Raw genomic sequence first — 23,954 nt, 5'->3', positions numbered from 1 at the left:
GGCTCCGTCAGCGCCGAGCCGCCAGGAAGTTGGCGAGCAGTCGAGGCCCGTGGGTGGTGAGGAAGGACTCGGGATGGAACTGGACGCCCTCCAGCGCGGGCAGCGCCTTGTGCCGCATGCCCATGATGAGCCCCTCGTGCCAGGCCGTCACTTCGAGACACTCGGGCAGGCCCTCCCGCTCCACGACGAGCGAGTGATAGCGCGCGGCGACGAAGGGCCGTGGGAGTCCCTGGAACACCCCCTGGTTCTCGTGCTGGACCTCGGCCGTCTTCCCATGCACGGGGACGGGAGCGCGGACCACCTTCGCCCCGAAGACCTGTCCCAGACACTGGTGGCCCAGACACACGCCGAGCAGGGGGACACGTCCGCCGAAGGCTCGGATGACCTCGAGTGAGACGCCCGCGTCCTCGGGCGTCCCTGGGCCGGGGGAGATGACGATGCGCTCGGGCTGGAGGGTCTCGATGTCGCGCACGGTGACGGCGTCGTTGCGCACCACCTTCAGCTTCGCGCCCTGCGCGCCGAGCGCCTGGACGAGGTTGAAGGTGAACGAGTCGAAGTTGTCGATGAGGAGGATCATCGCGTGGCTCCGCTCGCGCGCAGGGCGAGGAGCTGGGAGCGCGCCTTGTTCAGCGTCTCCTTGAACTCCTGGCGAGGCTGCGAGTCGTGGACGATGCCTCCGCCGACCTGTGCATAGGCGCGGCCGTTCTTCACGAGCAGGGTGCGGATGACGATGTTCAGGTCCAGGTCGCCGCTGAAGGACACGTAGCCGAGCGAGCCCGTGTAGAGACCGCGAGCGTGCGGCTCAAGCTCGGTGATGAGCTGCATGGTGCGAATCTTGGGGACGCCGGTGATGGTCCCGCCGGGGAAGAGCGCGCCCACCACGTCGAGCGGCTCGGTGTCGGGCGTGAGCTGCCCGGTCACCTCGGACTCGATGTGGAGGACGTGGGCGTACTCGACGATCTCCATCAGCTTCGTCACCTCGACGGTGCCGTAGGCGCAGACGCGGCCGAGGTCATTGCGCTCCAGGTCCACGAGCATGGCGTGCTCGGCGCGCTCCTTCTCGCTGGTGCGCAGCTCCTGGACGAAGCGGGCTTCTTCCTCGGGCGTGCCCCGGCGGCGGGTGCCCGCGATGGGGCGGGTGATGGCGCGTCCGTGCTCGACGCGGACCAGCCGCTCGGGGGAGGCGCTGACGACGTGGAAGCCGTCGCCTTCGAGGTAGCTGGCGAAGTGGACGGGGTTGGTGGCGGACAGGGTCTCGTAGAGCGCGAGGGGTTCGCCCGGGAAGTCGACCTCGAGGCGCTGCGAGAGGTTGACCTGATACGTGTCTCCGGCGCGGATGTACTCGCGCACGCGCTCCACCGCGTCCAGGTAGCCCTGCTGCGTGAAGTTGGAGCGCGGCTCCGCGAGGGGTGCATCGGCGGCGGGGGGGGCGGGAGGCGAGGTGGGCGTGGCCTGGCGCACGATGGACGCGAGGGTGTCCAGGCGGCGCTGGCAGTCCTCCCAGTCCGAGCCGGTGGCGATGGCGAGCAGGTGCCCTTCGAGATGGTCCACCGCGAGGAAGGTGTCCACGAAGGACAGGGCGATGTCCGGCAGTGCCAGGTCATCGCGCGGGTGGACGGGGAGCTTCTCGAAGTAGTGGTTGGCCTCGTAGGCGAAGAAGCCGACGGCGCCGCCGAGGAAGAGAGGGAGCCCGTCGATGCGGGGGCCGCGCCACCGACGGAACAGGGCTCGCAGTGTGTCCAACGGGGGACCCGGTTGGGGCACGTCGTCGATGAAGCACTTGGGGCCCTTGGCGACGAAGCGCAGGAAGGGGCTCGCGCCGAGGAACGAGTAGCGCCCCTCGTCACTGACGCGGGTGCTCTCGAGGAGGAAACGGTGCTGCGCGGGGAGGGCGCGAAGCAGGTCCACGGGCCGCGGCGCCCCGGTGTCCCACCGTCGATACACGGGAACCTGGTTGAAGCCCTGGGCCACGAGCGCATCGAAGCGCTCGCGGTCCAACGGTGGCGGAAGCGGCCGGGTGCTCATTCCGGGGGCTTCCTAGCAGGAAGTCCCGGAACGGGCATCCGGCGGTGGTTCAGGACGTGCCGGTGCTCTGGGGACCACCCGTCTGAGCCTCGCGCGACTTGCGGGCGTACAGGAGGATCTCGTCCTCGGAGAGCTGGTTCGTGCTGATGGCCGAGCGGTCCGCCTTGAGCTGTTGGACCTTGCCCTCGCGCAGGACGTGGAACTGGCCGGCCTTCTGTCCAGGGAGCTTGGCGTCGGCGTCGACGCGCGCCTCGGTGAACATGGGCTGGAGCTTCCGGAGGGCGTTGTCCTCCTTCACCCGGCCCACGCACCACATGCGCACGTTCTCCCGGCACTTGTAGTCGAAGTCCCCCGGGCTCTGCGTGGCGAGCATGATGCCGAGGCCCGCGGAGCGCGCGCGCTTGAGGAGGCTCTCCATCGGCTCCTTGGTCGCGGGCTTGCTCGTCGCGGGCAGGTACATGTCCGCCTCGTCGAAGAGAATCACGGCCTGGAGCTTCGGTGACGGATGCTGGCTGGCCCAGCGGTGGGTCTCCAGGAGCAGCTGCGACACCCAGAAGAGGATGCGCGAGTTGTCCCCGAGGAACTTGGTGCTGATGATGCTCAAGCGCGTGCGACCGGGCACACCGTGGACGCCGCGCCCGAGCAGTTCATCCAGGTCGAGCCGTTCACCGCTCACGGCCAACAGCGTGCGCAGGTTGATGCGGAGCACGCTGAGGTCCTGGGCCAGCTTGGCGTGGGTCTTCGTGGGGATTCCGTCCGTGGCCTCCAGCAGCGCGGGGTCCTGCGACATGACGAACTGCTGGATGAGTTCGAGGGTGACCTCCTTCCCGAAGGACTGGCTCATCAGCAGCCGGAGGGCTTGGGCGAGCACGGCCTTCGCGGCCTTGTCGTTGGGGCTGGTCCGGTAGTCGAGCATGCCGGCGATGGCGTCCGCGGCCTGCTGGACGCCCTGCTCGCGCTCCTCGGCGGGGAGTGTCTCCAGTCCCTGGGGGACAATGGGAATCGCGAGCGGTCTGCCATCCGAGCGTCCCGGCGTGTAGAGCGCGACGTCGACGCGCTCACGCAGGAGTCGGCGCCGCTCGCGCAGCGTGGCGTCCTCGATGGGCTCCTCCCAGGCCTCGGGGCGGGCGTAGGCGGCGAGGTCGCCCTTCCGGTCCACGAGGATGACGGGGATGCCTCGGAGCAGGAGCTGCTCCAGCGTATTGAGCGCGAGCGTCGTCTTGCCGCTGCCCGAGCCACCGAGGAAGGCGCTGTGCTTCGTCAGCTCGGAGGTGTCGAGCATGACGTTCTGGGGGAGCAGCCCCTCGGAGACGCCCAGGCGCAGGGGGCCGGTGAGTACCACGTTCGGGACAGCGGGGGTGCCTGTCGCGGGTGTCGGGCGGGGCTTGCGCACCAGGTTGACGGGGGCCTCGGGCTTCTGGACGGGCTTGGGGTCCGGGTCGGGCAGCAGATTGCTCACGGGCTTCATCGTCGAGAGGTCCGTGTCGTCATCTTCGGTGGCAGCCGTCTTCGGACCCGCGGCGGGTGGGGTGCTCGCTTGCGGCGTGACGGTGGCGACCTTCCCGGAAGGACGCTTCGAGGACTGCGCGGGAGTCGTCGGCGCGGGAGAAGGGCTTGATGCGTTGCGAGGTGTCGGCGTCGCAGTCGTCGTCACCATGGCGTCCGAGAACAGGCCCGACTGCCGGGGAACGAAGTTGTTCTCGTTCTTCACGTGGACGGGGGCGGGAGGTGACACGGGCGGAGGCGCCACCTCGGCTGCCTTGGTCTCTCGCTTCTCGGACTCCCGCGCGACCGGGTCCTTCGCGGGGCCCGGAGGCGGGAGCGAAGGGCCGAGCGGCTCCAGTCCAAGGATGTCACCCATGGACTTCAGTCGGGTGACGGGACGCGCGGCGCGGCTCCACTCCGCGAGCGCCGCCTGTCCGACGTGCAGGGCACGGAAGTCACGCAGGGCGACCAGCTCGCGGAGGTCACTGTCGCCCAGCACGACGCGTCGCCCGCCTTGCCGGATGAGCTTGCTCAAGGCGTCCGAGACGAGGGTCCCCGTGGACGATGGGAAGTCGGAGGTCCGGATGAGCACCGGAGTCTTCCCCCTCGCGGCGGTGAGGGCCTCGCTCATCTGCCGGCCCAACCCGCCTCCGTGCGGACGGCGCTCGCAGAGCGCGAGGACGAGCTTCTTGCCGGAGGGGTGCACGGCCACGTCCAGCAGGTCGTCTCCGTTGCGCGTCTTCACAGCGAAGCGAGGCGAGCCTCCCATCTCCTCGCTCCCCATCTCGACGGCCCACGCGAGCAGGGCGGTGATGTCGGACGCGTCCTCGGGGAGCTTCTCCTTGTAGGCGGTGCGGAAGTCCGTCCACATCCGGTCCATGTCGACGCCAGCGGGAGGTTGAGGGGCCGGTGGACGCGCGTCTCGACTCGGCAGCGGGAAGGTGTCCGGCAGGCGCTGCAGCTCGATGGCCTTCTCACGGTAGCGACGGCACTCGTTCAGCACGTCCCGGGCACGCTGGCCGGCGAGCTTCTCGAAGCCTTCGGGAGGAATGGGGTAGGTGGGCTCCTCGGGGCGGTACTGCACGCCGCGCTGCTCGTAGAGGAAGCGCAGGCGCCGAGCGACCATGTCGCGAGCGGTGGCCGCGCTGACAGTGCGCTCCAGCGTCACGGGGTCCGGGTCGTTCTCGACGCGGTCGACCATGGCCCGCGTGAGGAGCGGGCGCATCTTCTCCCAATAATCGGAGAGGCAGCAGATGACCACGATGGCGTTGGGCACCTTGCCGGCGATGGATGCCAGGGTATTTATCGCCCGGCGGAAGGCATTCTCAGCCTGGGGGCGCTGCTCGAAGTCGCTGATGTCTTCGATCTGGTCGATGCACAGCACGAGCGCGTGTCCCAGCGCGCTCATGACGCGGCCCAATTGCTCGACCATGCGAGCCGGCGCGTCGTCGGAGATGCGTGGGACCAACTCGCCGATGACCTTCCGGTCCTCGGGGGTGATGTCCTCGCAGCGCAGCCAGTTGAAGATGCGGCGGTTGATGCGCGGGTCCCGGCGCTGGAAGTAGATGAGCGCGCGCAGCAGGTCCACCTCGACGCCGCGGAAGCGCGGGTCGGAGAGGAGATCGTCCGCCACCGCGCGGACGGTGCCGTGGAGTTCGTCGTCCTCCAGGACCTTCTCCTCGGGCTCGATGAGCGGCGCGAAGAGGCTGGTGCACTGAGCCATCAGCAGGTTCGACAGGTACATCATTCCGCTGTCGTCATCCTGCGCCACGTCGTACGGATGATGATCGATGGAGTCGATGAGGTTGGACAGGATGTACCGGTCGTAGTGCGCCGCATCCACCGTCATGGGCATGTAGCCGGTGAAGCCGCGCTTCTGCTCGTGCGCCGCGTTGCGGAAGGCGCGCACCAGGTGCGTCTTGCCGCTGCCGGACTCTCCGAGCAGGAGAAGGATTTTTCCCGTGTCGGGAGCAGGTGACGACGTTGCCCGGTCCAACAGGCGTTTGAAGGCGCGGCGCGCGGCGGGGTTGAGGGTCTCCACGTCGAACGGGTCGGGCTGCCAGAGGTACTGGCCCTGTTGGACGCTGCTGAAGACCTCGCCGCCGTCGGAGAGGAAGACCTCGAGTCGAGGGTCGCGGGACATGGGCGCTCCTGGAAGGACGAATCAGACGACGACGAAATGGAAACTGGCGCCGTAGGAGCGCACCTCGGACTCGGCGACGTCCTTGGGGTCCATGGCCGAGACGAGGTCCGCACGCGTCAGTGACAGATGCTGGGTGCGGTTGGCCTCCAGGAGCGCGGCGTCGAACGCCTCGCGATTGCTCCACTCGGGCTGGAGGGCTCGCCACACGTGGGAGATGAAAACCTTGTCGCGCCCGAAGCGGCCCGTGGGCAGGGCCCGCGCCACCGAGAGCACATGCTCGGCGAAGGACTCCACGAGGACCGAGGGTGGCGGCGCGGCGGGCGCGGCGGGCGCGGGGGCTTGATTGGGCGCGGACCCGGTGTCGCGTGAGGGCACGGTGTTTCGCGTGGGCGCTGGGGTTCGCTGGGGCGTTGCCCCAGCCTCGCGCGTGGACGCGGTGTTTCGCTGGGGCACAGACCCGGTGTCGCTCGCGGCCGCGGTGGACGACTCAGGGAGGAACCACTGCCGCAGCAGCGTCAGGCGAAGAATCTCCGCGTCGGCGCGAGGTGCCCCAGCGGCGCGGGCAGCGAGCTGCTCCACGGCCTTGCGCGGATTCTTCACCTCGGTGTCGAGCATCTTGCCGAGCAGGTGGGCCTGCACGGCACCCAGGGAGAACGGCCGCTCCGTCTCCACACCCAACTGGCGCCAGAGCAGCCTGTCCCGAATCTGCGACAGGGACGGCTCTCCCTCTCCGACCTCGGGATGGTGCCGGGCGAGCACCGCCGCGCGGACGCCATCCGCGTCGTTCAGGCGGGTGAGCGTGGCCTTGGAAGGTGCGACGTCCAGGCTGTTCGCGAGGAGGTAGGTGGCCTTGAGCTTCTTCCAGGTGAGCCCCTTGGGGAGCTGCTCCAGGCGCAGGAACTGGAGGACGCGCTCCATCCCCGCGCTGGTGAGCGTCAGGCCCGCCTTCTTCTTCGCGGCCACGAGCTCATCGCGCAGGAGCTGCTCCAGCACGGCGTCGAGTCGGGCCTTCCACTCGGGGCGCGAGAGGCGGTGCTCCACGAAGGGGCGCAGGGCATTGCCGAGCTCCGTGCGGGTGCCGCTGCGTTGTGGACGCGGCGCGAGCCAGGTGAGTGCGAGTCCCGCCAACCGGTTGTCAGGGCTGTCCATGCGTTGTCCTTTGCGCGGTGGCTTCTCGCCGCCGGGCCTCCATGAGCGATTCGAGGGTCTTCAAGATGTCTTCACAGTGAGGGTGCAGGTCCTCGTAGAGGAAGCGGGCCACCCAGTAGCCGATGCGCTGGAGCGCCAGGTCCTTGCGTCGGTCCCGACGGAACCGCTCGGGGTCGAGGAAGTGGTGTTGGCCGTCGATTTCGACGGCGAGCCGCAGCTCGCGGCTCAGCAGGTCGACCTCCAGCGGGCGCTTGCCCTCGCCGAGCTCCACCTTGGCGTTGAGGGTGAAGACGTCCTTGGTGGCCGGATGGACCTGCAGGATGTCGTGGTAGAAGAAGTGCTCCATCTTGCTGCGGGCGCGGGCCTCGGACTTCTCGCGCTCGGCGACCATGGCCTCCGCGTTCTCCCGGAATCGCTCCAGCAACGGCGGCGCGACGTGGGGCTCCGGCTGTGAGGCCGGAGCCTTCTTCTTCGAGGATGCACGTCGAGGGGACGCGAGCTCGCCGACGGGCGCTCCCTGCTCGGAGGTGACGGCGACAGGGTCCGGGAGCTCGAGCAACCCTTCCCGCATCATCGCGAGCGCGTGGGAGTCCTTGCGTCCACGGGTGCCTTCGAGCGCATCGGGTGGCAGCACGCAGGCGACGTGAAGCAGCGGGGCCGCGGAGCAGATGGCGGTCGCGGTGCGGAGGCTGCGCGGGTCGGAAGGGGAGAGCGCCAGGTGGAGGGCGGGGGCGCGGCCTTCGGGGATGATGAGCAGCAGCGCGTGGAGGACGCGGAGCGGGTCGTGGGAGATGGCCTCACGGACCTCGTTGGGGAGCGTGCCTGGGGGCGCGGGCTCCGGGGCTTCGAGCAGCTGTCGGCACAGGGCCCACGTCACGGGCTCGGCGTGGGGCGGCTCCAGTCGCTCGAAGAGGACGCGGCGGTCGTGCTGCGTCTTGCCCTCGAAGTGCAGCTCGCGGGAGGAGATGGCGCGCTGGGAGAAGACGACGTAGCTCTCCGCGTCTCGGAAGAGATTGCGCTCACGGGCGAGCTGGGTGGCCCAGGCGGCGACGGTGGAGCGCAGGTCCTCGCTCTGGGCGAAGGCCGCCTTCAAGCCGCTGCGGTGGAGCCATTCCGTCCAGAGCCGGAGCGCGCGCTCCGGGTCGCCCACCAGGGCGCTCAGGGTGGGAATCCCTTCCGCACGGCGCCGGGCATGCCGGTCCAGCGAGTCCAGGAGAGCGGTGTCTGCGGTTGTCACCAAGCCCATGCCCCCACGGGTCCCCGGAGATGGACCCGTCACACCGGGTAGAGCCTGCGCCCTTCATGTCATTCCTTGCAAGCGGCGAGACCCGGTGCATCCAATGTCTCACACCGCCCGCCGGGTCTGTCACGACATCGATGCGAGGAGTGACTCACCCCGTGGTGGTATGGACTGGAGTGACTGTCTTCGTCAGGGGCGCAATCCCTACCGCGGCGCCGGGTCCCCCGCGGGCAGCTCCATCACATCCGGCATCTCCGCCAGCATGTTGGCGTTGGGATAGAGCGTGAGCTGTCCCGCTTGTCGCTCGATGAGCCCCGCGAGCCCGCCGGCCGTCTCCTCGAACGGCGCCCCGTGCGTCTGGAAGGCGAACGCCTCCCACAGCCGCGCCACATGCTCACGCCATGAACCCGGCAGCTTCTGGAACGTCACCCGCGCCTGCTCCGCCAGCGCCGAGGACACCGAGACCTCCCCCCCCGCGAACACCCGACGGCGGAACAACTCCCGCTCCCGGTTCCGCTCCTCGGGCGTCGCCTTCGCCAGCGCGCGGATGCCCGCCGACAGGTCCTTCCACAGCTCCAGCGTCGCCGTGGACGGAATCGTGGTGATGAAGCTGTTCACCATGACATGCATCGCCCCGAAGGACTCCACGTGGTGCCACCAGAAGGGCGGAATCAGCAGCGCCTCCCCGGGCTCCACCACCGCCACGCACGCGTGCTCCATCGCCGTGCGAAACCGGGGGAAGCGCTCCAGGTCCAGGTTCAACAGGTGCACGGGCGTCGTGGGCGCCCCGCCGCCCAGCACGTCCAGCGGCGCGTGGTACAGGTTCTCCAGCTGCTCCGGCGGGAACATCGTCACCCGCTTGGTGCCCTCGAACATGCAGATGAAGTTGATGCAGTCGTCGTAGTGCAGGTTCACCACCTGCCCGTCCGAGCCCACCCAGAACTTGCTCTCCACCCCCAGCGGGTCGCTGAACGACAGGAAGTCGAACCGCAGCTTCTCGCGCACGTGGGACTGCTCGAGCATCCCGTTCTGCATGTACACGTACTCGCCCGTGCGCACCGCCGCCTTCAGCCGGTCCGCGAAGTCCGCGAAGCTGCCCTGCTCGGGCATCACCGCCACGCCCCCCTCCGCGTCGCTCACCACCAGCTTGGGCCGGTAGTGCCCGCCCGACTCCGGAGGCAACACGCAGAAGTAATGCTGCGGCCGCTCCCCCAGCTGCGCTTCCAGCACCGCGAGCTTCCCGTCCAACGTCCCCTGCGAGCGGAACGCGTCCAGCGCCCCCGAGGCGTCCAGGAGCCCCCGGACGATGACCGGCTCACGGTAGTGCCACTCCCGCAGCTCCTCGAGCGACGGGCGCTCCAACCTGCGGACCGGCCTGGCGGAAAAGGGCAGGGGCTTCATCGGCATGGGGCTCCAACTCGCGGCACGAGGGGGCCCTCACGCTACCACGTCCACGCGGGGGCCCTAGATGAGCCCCCCGGACACGGGCGGCGGCGCCGCTTCACGGTAGATGCGCAGCGTGTCCGCCACGCTGTGCCGGTACTCGAACCCCGTCGCCTCCAGGAAGCGCCGGTTGTCCACCACGATGGGATAGCGCAGGTGGTCCAGCGCCCCCACCGACAGGCGCGGGAAGCCCGCCCGTCCCAACAGGAACGACAGCACCTGCGCCGGCAGCGGCACCGCCGTGCGCCGCGTCTCGCGCACGATGACCGACAGCGGAATCGGCGGAGGCCCCGCCACGTTGAAGATGCCCCGGATCTTCTTCTCCAGCGCCAGCTGCAGCGCCGTCACCACGTCCTCCTCCTGGAGCACGTGGAACAGCGGGTCATAGCCGAGCACCATCGGCACCCGTCGCCCCTTGAGGAACGAGGCCAGCGTCCCCGTGCCCGGCGCGCCCAGCGTGTACGGCAGCCGCAGCACCGCCGTCGTCACCTCGGGCAGGCGCCACAGCGCCGTCGCGGCGTACAGGTCCGCGGCCACCAGGTCCGCCAGCTCCGGGATGGCCTCCAGCGCGCGCGGCGGCTCGTCCTCGGAGTGGTACAGCGGCGAGTCCGGCGCCGCGCCATAGAAGGTGTGCCGCCCGACGAAGAGCAGCTGCTTCACGCCGTGCGTCGCGCAGTGGTCGAACACCGCCTTGGTGCCGTCCAGGTTGATGCGCCCGCGCTCCGCGCCCGGCACCGTGAAGGCCGTGACGGTGGCCATGTGCACCACCGCGTCCGGACGCCAGCGGCGGAAGACGTCCTCGGCGACGCGCTTTCGCACGTCGCCACGGAACACCTGGATGTCCGCCTCCTGGGCCGTGTCCCACGGACGGATGTCCACCCCCGCCACCTCGTGGCCCGCCCGCTTCAACCGCAGCGCCAGCTTGCGCGCGATTCCTCCGGAGATACCCGGGATGAGCACCCTCATGGCAGCAGCTTTCTGGCCAGCCCGCGGTGCTGTCGCTCCGCCCGGCCGCGCTCGATGAGACCCGCGATGCGCTCCTTCACCTTCGCCACATACCCCTCGATGACGTGGTCCTCCTCGTCCCCGGTGCCCCGGAAGACGAGCGGCTCGCCATAGTGGATCTCCAGCCGCACCGGCAGCGGCACCGGCAGCAGGTACGGCGTCAGCGGCACGTACGGCACCCCCAGCAGCCTGCCCAGCGTGTACGCGTTGAACACCGTCGGGATGGCCGAGCCGCCCCCCAGGAACGCGAACGGGATGATGGGCGAGCGCGTCTGGAGCGCCAGCCGCACGAAGCCCGTGCCGAAGTCCACCAGCGAGTAGCGGTCCGGGAACAGCTTCGCCGTGCCGCGCGCGCCCTCGGGAAAAATCATGAGCAGCCGGTCGTCCTCGAGCAGCCGCCGCGCGTGCTCGGGCAGGCCGGTGAACTGGCCGGTGCGGCTGGCCCACAGCGAGGAGACGGGGAACTTGTGGAGGAATCGCTCCACCATGCCCTGGGCGAGCCGGGGCGGGTCCATCTCCAGCAGGGTGGACGTCAGCACCATGGCGCCGTCCACGGCCACGCCGCCGGAGTGGTTGCCCACGAGCATGCCTCGGCCCCGGGCGGGGATGTGCTCGATGCCGTGGCAGCGCACCCGGAAGTAGTACCGGTAGATGAGCGCGAAGACGCGCAGCGCATCCCTCACGTGCTTCCGGGAGATTCCGTACGGGTCCACGCCGTACTCGTTGAACGGCAACTCCAGCCGGTCAACCCGCGCATCCAATCCGTCGCTCAGGGCCACGGCGGCGGACCGTAGCACCCCCGGACGCGGCCCGCCGCATTCCACGCGCGCGCCGTTGGGCCCAGGCCCGCCTTGGGCCATACTGCCGCCCACTCCCCCCATGACATCCCCAGACGAGCTCGCCATCGAGGTGAAGGGACTGGTCAAGCGCTTCGGCGACGTCACCGCCGTGGACGGCATCGACCTGGACATCCGACGCGGCGAGTGCGTGGGCCTGCTCGGCCCCAACGGCGCCGGCAAGACGACCACCGTCGAGATTCTCGAGGGCCTCCAGGAGCCGACCTCCGGTCATGTACGGCTGCTCGGGCTGGACTGGAAGCGCGACGCGACGAGGCTTCGCCAGCGCATCGGCCTGACGCTCCAGGAGACGAAGCTGGTGGAGCAGCTCACGGTGGAGGAGACGGTGCGGCTGTTCGCGTCCTTCTATCCTCGCCCGCTGCCGCTCGAGGAGCTGATTGGCATGGTGCAGCTGGGCGAGAAGCGGCACGCCCGGGTGGGCAAGCTGTCGGGCGGCCAGCGGCAGCGGCTGGCCCTGGCGCTGGGGCTGGCGGGAGACCCGGACCTGCTCTTCCTGGACGAGCCGACCACGGGCCTGGACCCGCAGTCGCGCCGGGCCCTGTGGGACGTGGTGGCGACGCTCAAGGCCAAGGGGCGCACCGTGGTGTTGACGACGCACTACATGGACGAGGCGGAGGTGCTCTGCGACCGGCTGGTCATCATCGACCGGGGGCGCGTCATCAGCCGGGGCACGCCCGGGGACATCGTCGCGTCGCTGGGGGCCGAGCAGGTCATCGAGCTGGAGGCGGAGCCGTCGCTCGACCTGGAGCGGCTGTCGCCCCTGCCCGCGGTGGTCTCCGCGCGGCGTCACGCGGACCGGCTGTCCCTGCGGGTGAGGGCGCTGCACGAGGCGCTGCCGTCGGTGCTTCGCGAGGTGGAGGCGTCCGGCGCGAAGCTCAAGCACCTGTCCACGCGGCGGCCCACGTTGGATGACGTGTTCATCGGATTGACGGGGCGCTCGCTGCGCGAGGGCCACGAGGAGAAGGCGGCGTGATGGGCTCGCTGGGTGAGCTGGTGTTGATGCGCCTGCGGGTGCTGTGGCGGCAGCCCGAGGTGCTGTTCTGGACGTTCGTCTTCCCCATCGTCACCACGCTGGTGTTGGGGCTGGCCTTCCGCAACGAGTCGCTCGGGCCCGTGCGCGTCGCCATCGCACAGGGCGAAGGGGCCACCGAGCTCTCCGCCCGGCTCGCGGGCACGCCGGAGCTGGAGGTGGAGACGCTGGAGCTCCTCGAGGCGCGCCGTCAGCTCGCCCGGGGGCGCGTGATGCTGGTGCTGGTGCCCGGCACGCCGGAGCCCGAGGCGCTGGTGGACCCCAGCCAGGCGGAGGGGAGGACGGCGCGGCTGCTCGTCATGCAGGCCCTGTCGCGCGCGCCGGATGCGCCTCGGCTGGAGGCGGTGCGGACGACGCCGGTGTCGGAGCCGGGCAATCGCTACATCGACTTCCTCATCCCGGGCCTCCTGGGGATGTCGTTGATGTCCTCCAGCCTGTGGGCGCTGGCGGTGCCGCTGGTGTCCATGCGCGGCGGCAAGCTGCTCAAGCGACTGGCGGGCACGCCGATGTCGCGCACGCACTTCTTCCTGGCCTTCTTGCTGGGGCGCACGGCCTTCGCGGTGCTGGAGGTCGCCTTCTTCTGCGCCTTCGCGCGCTGGCTCTTCGGGGTGCCGATGTTCGGCAGCTACGTCGCGCTGCTGGGCATGGGGCTGATGGGCGCCATGTGCTTCGCCTCGCTGGCGCTGCTGGTGTCCATTCGCGCGCACAACGAGGAGGCGGTGGGCGGGCTGGTCAACCTGGTGTCCATGCCGATGCTGTTCCTGTCCGGCGTCTTCTTCGCGTCGGACAACTTCCCGGGCTGGTTGCAGCCGGTCATCCACGCGCTGCCGCTGACGGCGCTCAACGACTCGCTGCGCGCCATCATGCTGGAGGGGACGTCGTTGATGGTGCTGGGGCCGGCCATGTGGGTGCTCGCGGCCTGGACGGTGCTCCCCCTGGTGGTCGCGCTGCGCTGGTTCCGCTGGGTCTGAAGGAGAGTCCATGTCGAAGCCTCCCGCGTCGCCCGCCTTCGTGCAGCAGCTCAACTTCCTCGGCCGTGACGCGAGCAACGAGTCGGCGGCGCTCCAGGCCGCGTTCTCGCTCGGGTTGTTCGGACAGCTCTCCGCGGGGCCGGGCGCGTGGCCCCTGTCCCTGGACTCGCTGGCCGAGCACCTGGGCGCGAATCGCCGCGGAGTCCGCGCCATCCTCGAGCCGCTGGTGGGACTGGGCTTCGTTTTGTTCCAGGAGGGCCAGGGGTATCTGCTCGCGGAGGACACGGCCGCGTTCCTCGCGGATGCGTCGTTCCGTGCGCGGCTGCGGGCGGTGCCGGACTGGTGGCACGTGGTGGCGAAGCTGCCCGAGGCGGTGCGCACCGGCGCCGCGGTGGACGGGCGGGATTTGCTGGGGTGGTTCCGCGCCCTGTTCCTGGAGCCGTCGCCTCCCGCGCCCAACGCGCGGGCCGAGGAGTTCTTCGACCGGTACGCGCGCAACTTCGCGCGCACGCAGGCGCTGGTGACCGCCGCGGAGCTGGGGGTGCTCGCGCGGCTGGTGGAGACCGCGACGCCTCGCGACGAGCTCGCCGCCGGGTTGAAGGTGCACCCGGAGGGGCTGGGCGTGCTCCTGGGCGTGCTCGCCTCGCTGGGCGTGGCGCGGGAGGAGGCGGGGCGCTGGTCCTTCACGGAGGCGGCGGCGCGGATGCTCGACGCCACGAGCCTGCCGTACTTCCAGCGCGCGCTGCCGGCGACCATGGCGTATTGGGAGGCCTTCGGACATCTGGGCGAGGCCGTGCGCGAGCAGCGCTTCCGCCTGGACCTGAGGGACCCGGAGACGGCGCGCCGCATCTACCAGGAGAACGCCTCGCGCATCTCCGGCATCTTCGGCTCGCACCTCCGGCTGAGCCGCAAGGCGGCGGAGCTGGTGGGGCAGATGCGCTCGCTCTCCGGCGCGCGGGTGCTGGACGTGGGCACGGGCTCGGGCGTGTGGGGCGCGGCCTTCGGGCTCGCGGCGCCCACGACGCACGTGACGTACCTGGACTCGGTGCACGTGCTGGACGCGGTGCGCCCGCACCTGACGAAGCTGAAGCTGGAGGCGCGCTCGCGGCTGTGGGAGGGGGACTGCCTCTCGGTGGACTACGGCGAGGCGGAGTACGACGTCATCCTCCTGCCGCAAATCATCCCCGCGCTGCCGCCCGATGCGCTGCCGGGCTGCTTCGCGAAGCTCGCGCGGGCGCTCAAGCCCGGCGGACTGCTCCTCATCTCCGGCTATCTCTTGACGGACCGCCGCGACGGGCCGCTCGACGCGCTCTACTTCGCGCTGCGGCGCTACGTGTCCAATGAAGGGGACGTGCTGTCCCTGCCGGAGTTCCAGGCGCTGCTCTCGCCGGTGGGCCTCACCGCGGCGCGAGCGTTCGACATGCCCATCCAGCAGGTGGTGGTGGCGCACCGCGGGGATGTCGCCTGGCCCGAAGTCGCCGCCGTGCCGGTCGCCTGAGTCCTCACATCCGGAGTCGAGATGGAACCGCTGCGCTTATTCTTCATGGAGGACTATCTGGAGGGCTCGCGGTTCACCGCGCGCTACAACCTGGGTGAGTCCGGAGGCCGTCCCGTCACCGTGGGCGAGCTGTTGACGGGCTCGGGGGTGAGCCCCGACGAGGCCTCGGCCGTCTTCCTGTCCACGCTGCTGCGTGACAGCCCCAACTGGGGTCGCGCGGACCTGAGGGACCTGGTCGCCGCGATGCACCCGGGCGCCACGCGGGAGAACGTGCTCATCACCACGGGCACCAGCGAGGCGCTGCTGCTGCTGTTCCGACAGCTGCGTCCGCGCAAGGTGGCGCTGGCGTGGCCCGCGTTCCAGCTCCTCTATGAGCTGCCCATGCAGCAGGGCGCGCAGGTGGTACAGCTGCCCGTGCGCTGGGACGAGCGAGGCCGGCCGTCCATCGACGCGGGCGACTGGGTGGCGCGGCTGGAGCGCGAGCGCCCCGACGTGGTCATCCTCAACACGCCCCACAATCCGAGCGGCCTCGTGCTGGACGCGGGCCTCTTGGACACCGTGGCGAAGTGGGCGGACGCGAACGGGGCCACGGTGGTGGGCGACGAGCACTACCGCTTCCTGTCCTCCGAGGACGCGGTGCTGGGGGCCACGGTGTATCGGCCGGGCACGCGCTCGTTCGTGACGGGCTCGTTCATCAAGTGCCTGGGCTGTCCGGGGCTGCGCATCGGCTGGTGCATGGGAGACACGGCGATGCTGGCGCGGATGCAGAACGAGAAGAACTACACGACGCACACGGTGAACCCGGTGACGGAGTGGATTTCGTACGAGGTGCTCAAGGACCTGCACAGCCCCGCGCTGAAGCGGGCGCGCGAGGACTGGCTCCAGAACCGGCGCACCCTGGCTGCGTTCCTGGAGCGCTCGCGGGGCGTGTACGGCACCGCGCCCCAAGGGGGCCTCGTCACCTGCATCGGCGTGAAGGGGGCCCTGGAGCCCGCGGCCTTCACCTCGCGGCTGGAGGCCCTGGCGGCGGAGGGCGTCTTCGTCCTGCCGCTGAGCGCCATGGAGGTGGGAGATCCAAACGGCAGCCACCCGCTGGAACGGGGCCACGGCTTCCGGCTGGGACTGGGCGCCGAGCCCGCTCATTTCGCGGAAGCGCTCGCGGTGATTGAGCGCGCCACCGCGCCGTGAACCCTCTCGGAGTGAATACGCGCGGAGATTTGTCACTCTCCGTCTGGAAATCTCTCGCGGAGACGGGGGCTGCTCTACAGCCCGGGTAGAAATCTCACAATTTTGTAAACAGGCAGAGAATTGCGGGGCGATCAGCAACTCAGCCAGGGGAACCCCGAGAATAGGGCAGGAGCTTTTATGGCCAACTACCGGATCAATCCTCGTGAGCGCCGTACGACCCCCAAGGACTACGTGATTCAGCGTGGCGACACGCTCACGAAGCTGGCGGCTCGGTTCGGCACCACCGTCGACAAGCTGGCGCGCGACAACAACATCGCGAACAAGGACCTCATCTTCACGGGCGCGTCCCTGAAGGTGGGCTACTCCGGCAAGGACACCTTCGAGCCGAGCGGCTCGCGTCAGGGCCTCCGCGGCGGTGGTCGTCCGACGGGCGGCCAGGACGTGGGCGGTCCCACGGGCGTGGGTCCCAGCAGCGCGTCGTCGGGGATGTCCCGGCTGGCGGATGCCGCGCGCCGCGCCGCGATGGGCATGGGCGGCTACAACAGCCAGGGCCTGTGCGCCACGGGCGTCAGCCGCGCCATCCGCGATGCGTACGGCATCGGCGTGTCCGGCAACGGCAACCAGATCGACAACAACCTGCCGCGCGACAAGTTCAAGCAGGTCAACATGTCGCTGGAGGAGGCGCTGAAGATTCCGGGCCTCGTCCTCACGTGGGAGAGCACCTCCACGCGCCTGGGTAGCATCTACGGCCACACCGCCATCACCCTGGGCGACGGCCACTCGTCCGCGAGCGACTTCATCGAGCGCAACACGACGAACAGCGGCCGCACCGGCTTCAAGGTGTTCATGCCCATCGAGTAGCGCCCGGCCCACACCGGCGATGCTCCAGAAAGCCTCGGTCCCTTCAGGGGGCCGGGGCTTTTGCGTTTCGGCGTGACGCCTGGAGCCAGGGGGCCCCGGAGCGGTGAGGCCCTCGGGGCTCGCTGCGCCCTCGGCTTCGCTACCGCAGCAGCGCGGAGAAGGAGTGGTCCCTGGCCGAGTAGTCCGCGTCCTCGAGCAGCAACTGGTGCACGCGGCCCTGGAACGCGGTGGGGACGGCGGGGAACAGGTGGTGCGTCAGGTGGTACTGGTCATGCCGGGGGAAGAGCACCCGGTTGAGCCAGTCCCACGCGAAGATGTGATTGCGCGAGCGGTGGAACTCATCCGCCGAGCCGATGACCCCCGCGTGGTCCACCGCGTCCGACCAGTAGCGAATCACCTGGTACGGCACCACGTACGGCACCACGTAGAAGAGGGCGAACGCCTTCCAGCCGATGCCCCACTGCGCCAGCGCCGCCAGCCCCGCGATGAAGCCCCACCGCGTGAGCGTCACCATCCACGGGTCCGCGCGGTGGAAGAGCACCGGCTTGAGGAAGGCGGGCAGGTGCATCAGCGTCAGCGGCCGCAGCAGATGGTCCTTCACGAACGGCCGGTCGGCTTCAGCGAAGCCAAAGCGGCGGCGGGGCGCGAAGTCCAAGTCCTTCTGCGCATCCCCCAGGTGCAGGTGGTGCGTGAAGTGCTCGCGCGTGTACGGCTCCAGCGCCGTCCAGTCGATGATGGCCAGCACATGGCCGAGCGCGCGGTTGCGACGCTTTCCGCGCACGAACATGCCGTGACAGGCCTCGTGCAGCATGTTGCCCAGCGCGCGGAAGCGGGTGCCGATGAAGAAGGCCACCAGCGGGTAGAGCCCCCAGCCGGCCCAGGGATGTATCGCCAGCAGGCTCGCGCACCCGAGCGCCGCGCCCGCCCCGAGACCGATGTGAAACAGCAGATGTCCCACGCCGCCCGGCAGGGAATGCGAGTGATAGCCCAGCGAGGCCACCCGTCGGGCGAACCGTCCACGGAGCTTCGCGGCGATGGACCCGCCCCGCTCGCCCGTCTCGGGTGAGGTCTGGGTGTCAGGGCTGTCGAGCTGCGGCGCTGCGCGCATCAGGACCTTTCAGGGGTCTTGCTCGAACGCGGGGGGAATCGGGACGGTAGTCGGGGTGCCGCGCCACGAGCAAGCAAGGGGCCGTGAAATCCCTGGCTCTGACGCGGCGCGTGCTCAGTCCGCCAGCCGAGAGGGCAGTTCCACCCCGGGCCGGGCCGCCAGAATCATCTCCTGTGTGGGCAGGGGGATGCACACGGACGAGGACAGCCCCACCGCCTGCAGGAGCTGTCCGTACTCGGAGGCGGACAGCAAATCCCCCTCGTTGGTCATGAACCGCCGCAGGCCGAAGTACAGGTGGTCCAGCGGACCGTCGCGCCGCTCGTTCAAGACATACTCGGCGATGAGCAGCACCCCGTCCGGCTTGAGCGCCCGGGCCACGCGCGCGAACAGGCCGGGCAGGCTCTCCGGCCTGAGCACGTTCAAGACCTGGGGAAGGATGATGACGTCGAAGGCCGCCTCGCCGAAGTCGTGGGTGAACAAATCCCCAGGCCAGAAGCGCGCGCGGTCCGCCACCTGGAGCCGCGCCAGGTTCGTCTTCACCTGCTCCAGCACCACGCCCTGGTCGAAGTAGGTGACGTGGGTGGTGGGCGTCGCGCGAGCGAAGGCCGCGCCCCACACGCCCGAGCCCGTGCCGATGTCCAGCACCGCCGCGCCCTCCAGCGGGTGCGCCTTCGAGAGCGTGGTGGCCGCCTTGCGGCTGAGCTGGAAGTGCGACGCGAACACCGCGGTGATCTGATTGGAGTTGTCCGCGTAGAAGCGCCGGCTCACCTCCGAGTCCTTCAGGTCCAGGATGAAGCGCTCCTCGCGCACCGTCTCGTCCAGTCGGCCCAGCGCCTCGGTGTACTGCGCGGACACGCTGAGCGAGCGCACCAGGTACGCCAGCGCCTTGCCGTCGAGGAGCCGCTTCGCCTCCGTGCTCAGCCCGAAGGTCTCGCCCTCGCGCGTCACCAGCCCCAGCGCCTCCAGCACCTCCACCACGACGCGCAGCCCCGTCGTGCTCAGGTACGTGGCCGCGCCCAGCTCCGGCAGCGTGCGCGGCGCGGACGCGAGCAGCTCCAGGAGGCCCAGCCTCCCCGCGGTGATGAGCACCTGCGTGCGCGCGCCGCTCCGGGCGAAGCGGTCGAAGAAGTCCTCCGCGCTCCCGGCGGTTGCCTTGGCGCGCGTGTCCTCCAGGAACAGCGCGCGGTAGTGCCCGAGCACGTCCCAGCGCTGGCCCTCGTGCTCCACGGGCTCGCCCCGCTTCACCGCCTCGTCGAGCAGGGACAGGGGCCCCCACCAGGGCAGCTCGGCGCGCAGCCGCTCGAGGAAGGTGGCGTCGCGCAGGAACGTCGCGGCATGACGCGTCAGGGCGAAGCGGCGCGTGTCATCCAGGGAGGCGTAGCCCAGGCAGACGAGCAGCTCGAGCAGGGCGCGCAGCCCGCGGGGCGAGGACTTCGTCGCGGTGGCCAGGGCATCGAGCGAACACGCGGTGGTGGTGCCCTCCACCGGCAGTGCGTCGAAGAGGCCCAGGCGGAGCGAGGCGCGCAGGAGCGCGGACTCGTTCGCGGCGTTGCGTGCCCAGAAGTGGACCGACTGCGCGAGGGAGGGGCTGGGGGTGGCCGACATGCACTCGCAGCTTGGTCCGGTCGTCTCGCGTCGCGCAACCCGGCGGGGCGCATCGCTTGTATCGCCCGGGTGGGTTCTCTATCGTCGGGGGCTCCACGTCCGGTCGAGGACGCCCGCCCGCCCCGCTGGGGCGAGGGTGCAGGGTCCGCATCGCGAGGAGTCTCCATTGACGTTGCTGTCCTTCGCGCTTCAGAGCGTCGTGGCCCGGCCTCGGAGCTGGGTGGTCGCATTGCTGGCGCTCGGCTCCGCGCTGCTGCTCGCGTTGGGGCTCGCGATGGTGGCCGGTATCTCCGAGGGCACCCAGCGCAGCGTCATCGAGAGCGGCGCGGGGCACTTCCTCGTCTACAACTCCCAGTCCGCCGAGAAGGCCGTGGTGGTGACGGGCCCCACGGGCGCGCCGGTGCTGATGCCGCTGCCCGACTACCCGTCACTCGAGACCCGGTTGCGACAGACACCGGGTGTCCAGGACGTCGTGCCGCTCGAGGTGGGCATGGCCGCGACGTTCCGCGGCAACTACCTGGACGACAAGCTCTCCACCGCGCGCGCCGTGGCCCGTCAGCCTCCCTCGCCGGAGCGCGACGCGCGGCTCTCGCGGCTGGCCACCGATTTGGAGCGCACGCTGCGCGACGTGGCGCGCGACGCGGACCGTCAGACGGAGGCCTTCCTCACCGCCGACGAGGCGCGCATGGACCGCGCGGCGCTGGAGGAGACGTCGAAGCCCGCGTTCTGGGAGCGCTTCCGCGCCGAGCCCCTGGTGGCGCTCGAGTACCTGGAGAACCACGTCGCCCGGCAGGTGGGCGAGGGCGAGTCCATCGACATCGAGTACCTGGGCAGCGACCTGTCCCAGTTCGCCCGCGCCTTCCCACGCTTCGAGATGGTGACGGGCACGCTGCCGCCCGAGGGACACCGGGGGCTGCTCCTGGGCCACGGCCTCTACGAGCAGCGCTTCAAGCTGCCGGTGGCGGCGCGGCTGGATGAGCTGAAGCGGGAGCTGGACCGGGGCGCGCTGCTCGCGGAGGACGAGCGCCTGCGCACGCTGGTGGAGCGCGCCTCGGCGGAGCTGCCGGACCTGCTGGCCCGCGTGGACGCGGAGCGCTCCGACGCCGCGCGCGCGGTGCTCCAGCGTGTCCTGGGGCACGCGGGGGAGCCGGAGGCCCTGTGGCGCGAGTTCCTGCAACTGGACGACGGAAACTTCGCCGCCCGTCACCAGGTCTTCTACGCGGAGCTGGCGCCCCTGCTGCCGCTGTACCGCGTGAAGCCCGGGGACACGGTGGTGCTCAAGGGGTTGGACTCGCTCGTCAACGGCGTGCCGCTCAAGGTGTGGGGCACGTATCGCTTCCGGGGACTCGGCGGGGACACCAGCCGCGTCAACACGCTGAGCCTGATGGACCTGGTCAGCGCGCGCTACCTGTCCGGGCGCCTGTCGCCGGACATGGTGGAGGAGGCGAAGCGAGACGCCCAGTCGCTGGGGCTCGACTTCCTGTCGGAGGCGGAGGTGGACCAGCTCAAGCCGGCCACGGTGGTGGAGGTGGAGACGGTGCCCGCGCGCGCGACGGACATCCCCGACTTCCCGCGCGCCCGTGCCTGGCCGGACACCTTCTCCGCGACGGAGCTGCGCGGAGGCAGCGTGCTCCAGGCCGCGGTGGTGGTGGCTCCGGACGCGGACCCCGCGCGGGTGGCCGAGGTCGTGGTGCAAGAGGGCACGAGCGCCTCGGCGCCGCTGTCCACGGTGGACTGGGAGGCCGCGGGCGGCTTCATCAGCGGCGTGGTGGGCATGACGCGGGTGGTGCTGCTGGCCTTCTCGGTGATGCTGTGCCTGTTCGTGGTGCTGGTCTCCGCGGGCACGCTGCTGCTGCTCGCGCAGGAGCGCGTGGGTGAGGTGGGGACGATGCGCGCGGTGGGCATGCAGCGGCGGGACGTGTTCGGCTCGCTCTTGATGGAGGGGCTCCTGTTGGGAGGCCTGGGCGCGGGCGTGGGCATGGCGCTCTCGGCGCTGCTGCTGTTCGGGTCGATGGGAGATGGCATCTCCGTCACCGACGAGGCGCTCCAGTTCTTCATGGGCGGCCCCGTGTTGATGCCCCGGCTGTCGTGGGGACAGGGCCTGGGGGTGTGGCTGGGCGTGGTGGGCGTGGTGGTGGTGGCGTCGCTGGTGCCCGCGTGGCGGGGCAGCGCGGTGCCACCCGCGGTGGCGATGCGAAAGAGGGAGGACTGAGGCGATGCTCTCCCTTCTGCATCTGGCGCTGCGAAACCTCTTCGCCCACCGGGAGCGGGTGCTCCTGCTGCTGGGCATCACCGCCGCGGCCAGCGGCGTCATCGTCGCCGTGTCGTCGCTGGCGGCCGGGGTGGCCACGGCCCAGCGCGAGGCCGTCACCACGTTCCTCACCGGCGACCTCAACGTGGGCGGCTTCTTCAAGGTCCACCCGGACTCGATTGCGCCGGTGGTGGGTGACGCCGGCAAGGTGCGCGGCGTGCTGGAGCCCCAGGTGCCGCAAGGCTGCTACCTGCGGGAGCGGGGCCGCAGCTTCGCGCTCGCGGGCGCGGGGCGCCGCCGCACGGGCTCCTTCCTGGTGGGCATGGACGTCGCGAGCGAGAAGGACTCCCTGGCCCGCTTCCGCGTGGCGTCCGGCCGGCTGGAGGACCTCGCGCGGCCGCGCACCCTGGCCGTTTCCACCACGCTGGCCGAGCGGCTCCAGGTGAAGACGGGAGACCTGGCCACGCTCTTCGCGCAGCCGGTGGGCGGAGGCCGTCGCAACGCGCTGGACGTGGAGGTGGTGGCCATCACCGAGAAGGCGGGCCTGCTGGGTGAGTCCGCCGGCCTGCTCGTCTCCAACGAGACGCTGCGGGAGCTGGACGGCTTCAAGCCGGGCTCGGCGGGTGTGCTCCAGGTGGTGTGCGGTGACACGCCGGTGGACGTGGACGCGCTGGGCACGTCGCTGCGCGACTCCCTGCGCGGCGCGGGCTTCGACGTGCTGCCCGCCGCGAACCAGTCCTACGCGGAGAAGCAGATGCTGCTCCTTCGCGAGGGCTGGCGGGGCCAGAAGCTGGACGTCAGCACGTGGGAGGACGAGTCCTCGTTCATGTCCTTCGTCACGCTGGGCCTCACGGCGCTGGCGGTGCTGGTGAGCCTGGTGGTGCTGGTGCTGGTGGTGATTGGCCTCTTCGTCGCGCTCAGCGTCGCGGTGCGGGAGCGCACGCGGGAGATTGGCACCCTGCGCGCCATGGGCATGCAGCGCCGGAGCGTGGTGGCCCTCTTCATGACGGAGGGGCTGCTCCTGGGCTTCGTGGGCTCCGCGCTGGGGGTGGTGGTGTCCTCGGTGCTGTGCGTGACCTTGCGCGGCGCGGTGCCCTTGCACGAAGAGATCGCCAACCTGTTCTTCAGTGGCACCTTGCCCCTGACGCCCAACATGGGGCTGTGCGTCCTCGCCGTGGTGCTCGTCACCGTGGGCGCGGGGGTTGCCACCTTCATTCCGGCGGCGCGTGCCGCCTCGCTGACACCTCGGTCCGCCATGGAGTCCCTGTGATGCAGACATCCATCCGCCGTCTCGCCGTGATGTTCGCCCTGTCGCTCGCGCCCCTGGCCCCGGCGGCGCAGAAGGAAGAGAAGCCCGCCGAGCCGAAGGCCGCGGAGTCGAAGGCCGCCGTGTCCGCCGAGGAGGTCATCCGGCGGGTGGATGCGCGCATGGCGCTCAAGAGCGACTTCAAGAGCACGGTGCGCCTGCGCGAGAAGCGCAAGGACGGCACCGAGGCGCTGCTGGAGATGCTGGTGTTCCGCCGGGACTCGTCGAAGGACCTGCTCATCTACATCACCAAGCCGCGCAACATGGCGGGTGGCGGCTACCTGCGCATCGGCCGCAACCTGTGGGAGTACGACCCGTCCGTGGGTCACTGGCAGCGGACCACCTCGCGCGGCAACATCGTCAACACCATCTCCTGCGAGGAGGACTTCGACCGCTCGCACCTCTTGGAGACCTACGAGGTGCAGGACGAGGGTGAGGAGACGGCGGCGGGCACGAAGTTCCGCAAGCTGTTCCTCAAGGTGCGCCCGGGCATGGAGGCGTCCTTCCCGCAGCTGCGTGTCTGGGTGGACCCCGACTACAACATCGTCAAGCGCGTGGGCTACGCGCCCTCGGGCCGGACGCTTCGCACCGACGTCATCCGCGGCTACCAGAAGATTCTCGACCCGGCCGCGGACAACCGGCCGGTGTACCTGATGCGCGAGGTGCTCGAGGTGGAGGAGGCCGAGGGCACGCAGCTCACCGTGCGCTACGACGAGGTGGAGCTGGCGCCGCTCAGCCCCAACATCTTCACCAAGACGTGGCTGGAGGGCCGCTTCCGCTAACGCGGCC

The 23,954-nt window shown here is 70.3% G+C and carries 18 protein-coding genes; 8 read left to right on the top strand and 10 right to left on the bottom strand.

The features are described from left to right. Positions 1 to 7 precede the first annotated feature (7 nt). The 8 genes from VZQ01_RS10415 to VZQ01_RS10380 form a co-directional block, all read right to left on the bottom strand. Positions 8 to 577 (bottom strand): anthranilate synthase component II, encoded by a 570-nt coding sequence (locus VZQ01_RS10415; RefSeq protein ID WP_426747732.1) that lies wholly within the window; start codon positions 575 to 577, stop codon positions 8 to 10. Further along, on the bottom strand, positions 574 to 2,025 hold the full coding sequence (locus tag VZQ01_RS10410) for an anthranilate synthase component I family protein (protein WP_426747731.1): 1,452 nt from the start codon (positions 2,023 to 2,025) through the stop codon (positions 574 to 576). The genes VZQ01_RS10415 and VZQ01_RS10410 overlap by 4 nt, the downstream gene beginning before the upstream one ends. 49 nt (positions 2,026 to 2,074) lie before the next feature. Then, positions 2,075 to 5,653 carry an ATP-binding protein gene (locus VZQ01_RS10405; protein WP_426747729.1) on the bottom strand — a complete coding sequence of 1,193 codons (3,579 nt, stop codon included), beginning with the start codon at positions 5,651 to 5,653 and terminating at the stop codon, positions 2,075 to 2,077. Positions 5,654 to 5,674: 21 nt separating this feature from the next. Next, the gene (locus VZQ01_RS10400) at positions 5,675 to 6,802 is read right to left on the bottom strand and encodes a hypothetical protein (RefSeq protein WP_426747728.1); all 1,128 of its coding nucleotides are present in this window, start codon (positions 6,800 to 6,802) and stop codon (positions 5,675 to 5,677) included. Then, positions 6,789 to 8,039: an endonuclease domain-containing protein gene (locus VZQ01_RS10395; protein ID WP_223784637.1), complete on the bottom strand. Its 1,251-nt coding sequence runs from the start codon at positions 8,037 to 8,039 to the stop codon at positions 6,789 to 6,791. The genes VZQ01_RS10400 and VZQ01_RS10395 overlap by 14 nt, the downstream gene beginning before the upstream one ends. A 207-nt stretch (positions 8,040 to 8,246) precedes the next feature. After that, on the bottom strand, positions 8,247 to 9,443 hold the full coding sequence (locus tag VZQ01_RS10390) for a cupin-like domain-containing protein (protein ID WP_426747727.1): 1,197 nt from the start codon (positions 9,441 to 9,443) through the stop codon (positions 8,247 to 8,249). 63 nt (positions 9,444 to 9,506) lie between these two features. After that, complete coding sequence (locus VZQ01_RS10385) at positions 9,507 to 10,451, bottom strand: SDR family oxidoreductase (RefSeq protein ID WP_223784543.1); 945 nt, start codon at positions 10,449 to 10,451, stop codon at positions 9,507 to 9,509. After that, positions 10,448 to 11,269 carry a lysophospholipid acyltransferase family protein gene (locus tag VZQ01_RS10380; RefSeq protein WP_426747726.1) on the bottom strand — a complete coding sequence of 274 codons (822 nt, stop codon included), beginning with the start codon at positions 11,267 to 11,269 and terminating at the stop codon, positions 10,448 to 10,450. The genes VZQ01_RS10385 and VZQ01_RS10380 overlap by 4 nt, the downstream gene beginning before the upstream one ends. A gap of 100 nt (positions 11,270 to 11,369) precedes the next feature. On the opposite strand from VZQ01_RS10380, the gene VZQ01_RS10375 reads away from it, so the two are divergent. The 5 genes from VZQ01_RS10375 (at position 11,370) to VZQ01_RS10355 (ending at position 16,895) form a co-directional block, all read left to right on the top strand. Further along, on the top strand, positions 11,370 to 12,320 hold the full coding sequence (locus VZQ01_RS10375; RefSeq protein ID WP_248545795.1) for an ABC transporter ATP-binding protein: 951 nt from the start codon (positions 11,370 to 11,372) through the stop codon (positions 12,318 to 12,320). Further along, a complete protein-coding gene (locus tag VZQ01_RS10370) occupies positions 12,320 to 13,348 on the top strand; it encodes an ABC transporter permease (protein ID WP_426748950.1) in 1,029 nt (342 codons plus the stop codon). The genes VZQ01_RS10375 and VZQ01_RS10370 overlap by 1 nt, the downstream gene beginning before the upstream one ends. 10 nt (positions 13,349 to 13,358) lie before the next feature. Further along, positions 13,359 to 14,846, top strand: coding sequence for a class I SAM-dependent methyltransferase (locus VZQ01_RS10365; RefSeq protein WP_426747725.1), 1,488 nt, complete (start codon positions 13,359 to 13,361; stop codon positions 14,844 to 14,846). A 45-nt stretch (positions 14,847 to 14,891) separates the two neighbouring features. Next, positions 14,892 to 16,034 carry an aminotransferase class I/II-fold pyridoxal phosphate-dependent enzyme gene (locus tag VZQ01_RS10360; protein WP_426747724.1) on the top strand — a complete coding sequence of 381 codons (1,143 nt, stop codon included), beginning with the start codon at positions 14,892 to 14,894 and terminating at the stop codon, positions 16,032 to 16,034. A gap of 177 nt (positions 16,035 to 16,211) precedes the next feature. Continuing rightward, on the top strand, positions 16,212 to 16,895 hold the full coding sequence (locus VZQ01_RS10355; RefSeq protein WP_141324305.1) for a LysM peptidoglycan-binding domain-containing protein: 684 nt from the start codon (positions 16,212 to 16,214) through the stop codon (positions 16,893 to 16,895). Positions 16,896 to 17,034: 139 nt separating this feature from the next. Here the strand turns inward: VZQ01_RS10355 and VZQ01_RS10350 are convergent, their stop codons facing one another. Then, entirely contained in the window at positions 17,035 to 17,748 is a 714-nt protein-coding gene (locus VZQ01_RS10350; RefSeq protein ID WP_426747723.1) for a fatty acid desaturase, read from the bottom strand. Between the two features lie 369 nt (positions 17,749 to 18,117). Next, entirely contained in the window at positions 18,118 to 19,608 is a 1,491-nt protein-coding gene (locus tag VZQ01_RS10345; protein ID WP_426747722.1) for a methyltransferase, read from the bottom strand. A 166-nt stretch (positions 19,609 to 19,774) separates the two neighbouring features. Between VZQ01_RS10345 and VZQ01_RS10340 the strand changes: the two genes are divergently transcribed. Genes VZQ01_RS10340 through VZQ01_RS10330 form a run of 3 tightly spaced genes read left to right on the top strand, consistent with a single transcriptional unit; the run spans position 19,775 to position 23,947 of the window. Next, the gene (locus VZQ01_RS10340) at positions 19,775 to 21,820 is read left to right on the top strand and encodes an FtsX-like permease family protein (protein ID WP_426747721.1); all 2,046 of its coding nucleotides are present in this window, start codon (positions 19,775 to 19,777) and stop codon (positions 21,818 to 21,820) included. Positions 21,821 to 21,824: 4 nt separating this feature from the next. Then, positions 21,825 to 23,129, top strand: a complete 1,305-nt coding sequence (locus VZQ01_RS10335; RefSeq protein WP_426747720.1) for an ABC transporter permease — start codon at positions 21,825 to 21,827, stop codon at positions 23,127 to 23,129. Beyond that, positions 23,129 to 23,947 carry an outer membrane lipoprotein-sorting protein gene (locus tag VZQ01_RS10330; protein ID WP_141324300.1) on the top strand — a complete coding sequence of 273 codons (819 nt, stop codon included), beginning with the start codon at positions 23,129 to 23,131 and terminating at the stop codon, positions 23,945 to 23,947. The genes VZQ01_RS10335 and VZQ01_RS10330 overlap by 1 nt, the downstream gene beginning before the upstream one ends. The last annotated feature ends 7 nt before the right edge of the window (positions 23,948 to 23,954 follow it).

Source organism: Myxococcus faecalis (assembly GCF_050039385.1).
GTDB lineage: Bacteria > Myxococcota > Myxococcia > Myxococcales > Myxococcaceae > Myxococcus > Myxococcus fulvus.
The sequence above is the reverse complement of the archived record's forward strand: the minus strand, read 5'-3'. Positions and strand labels throughout refer to the sequence as shown.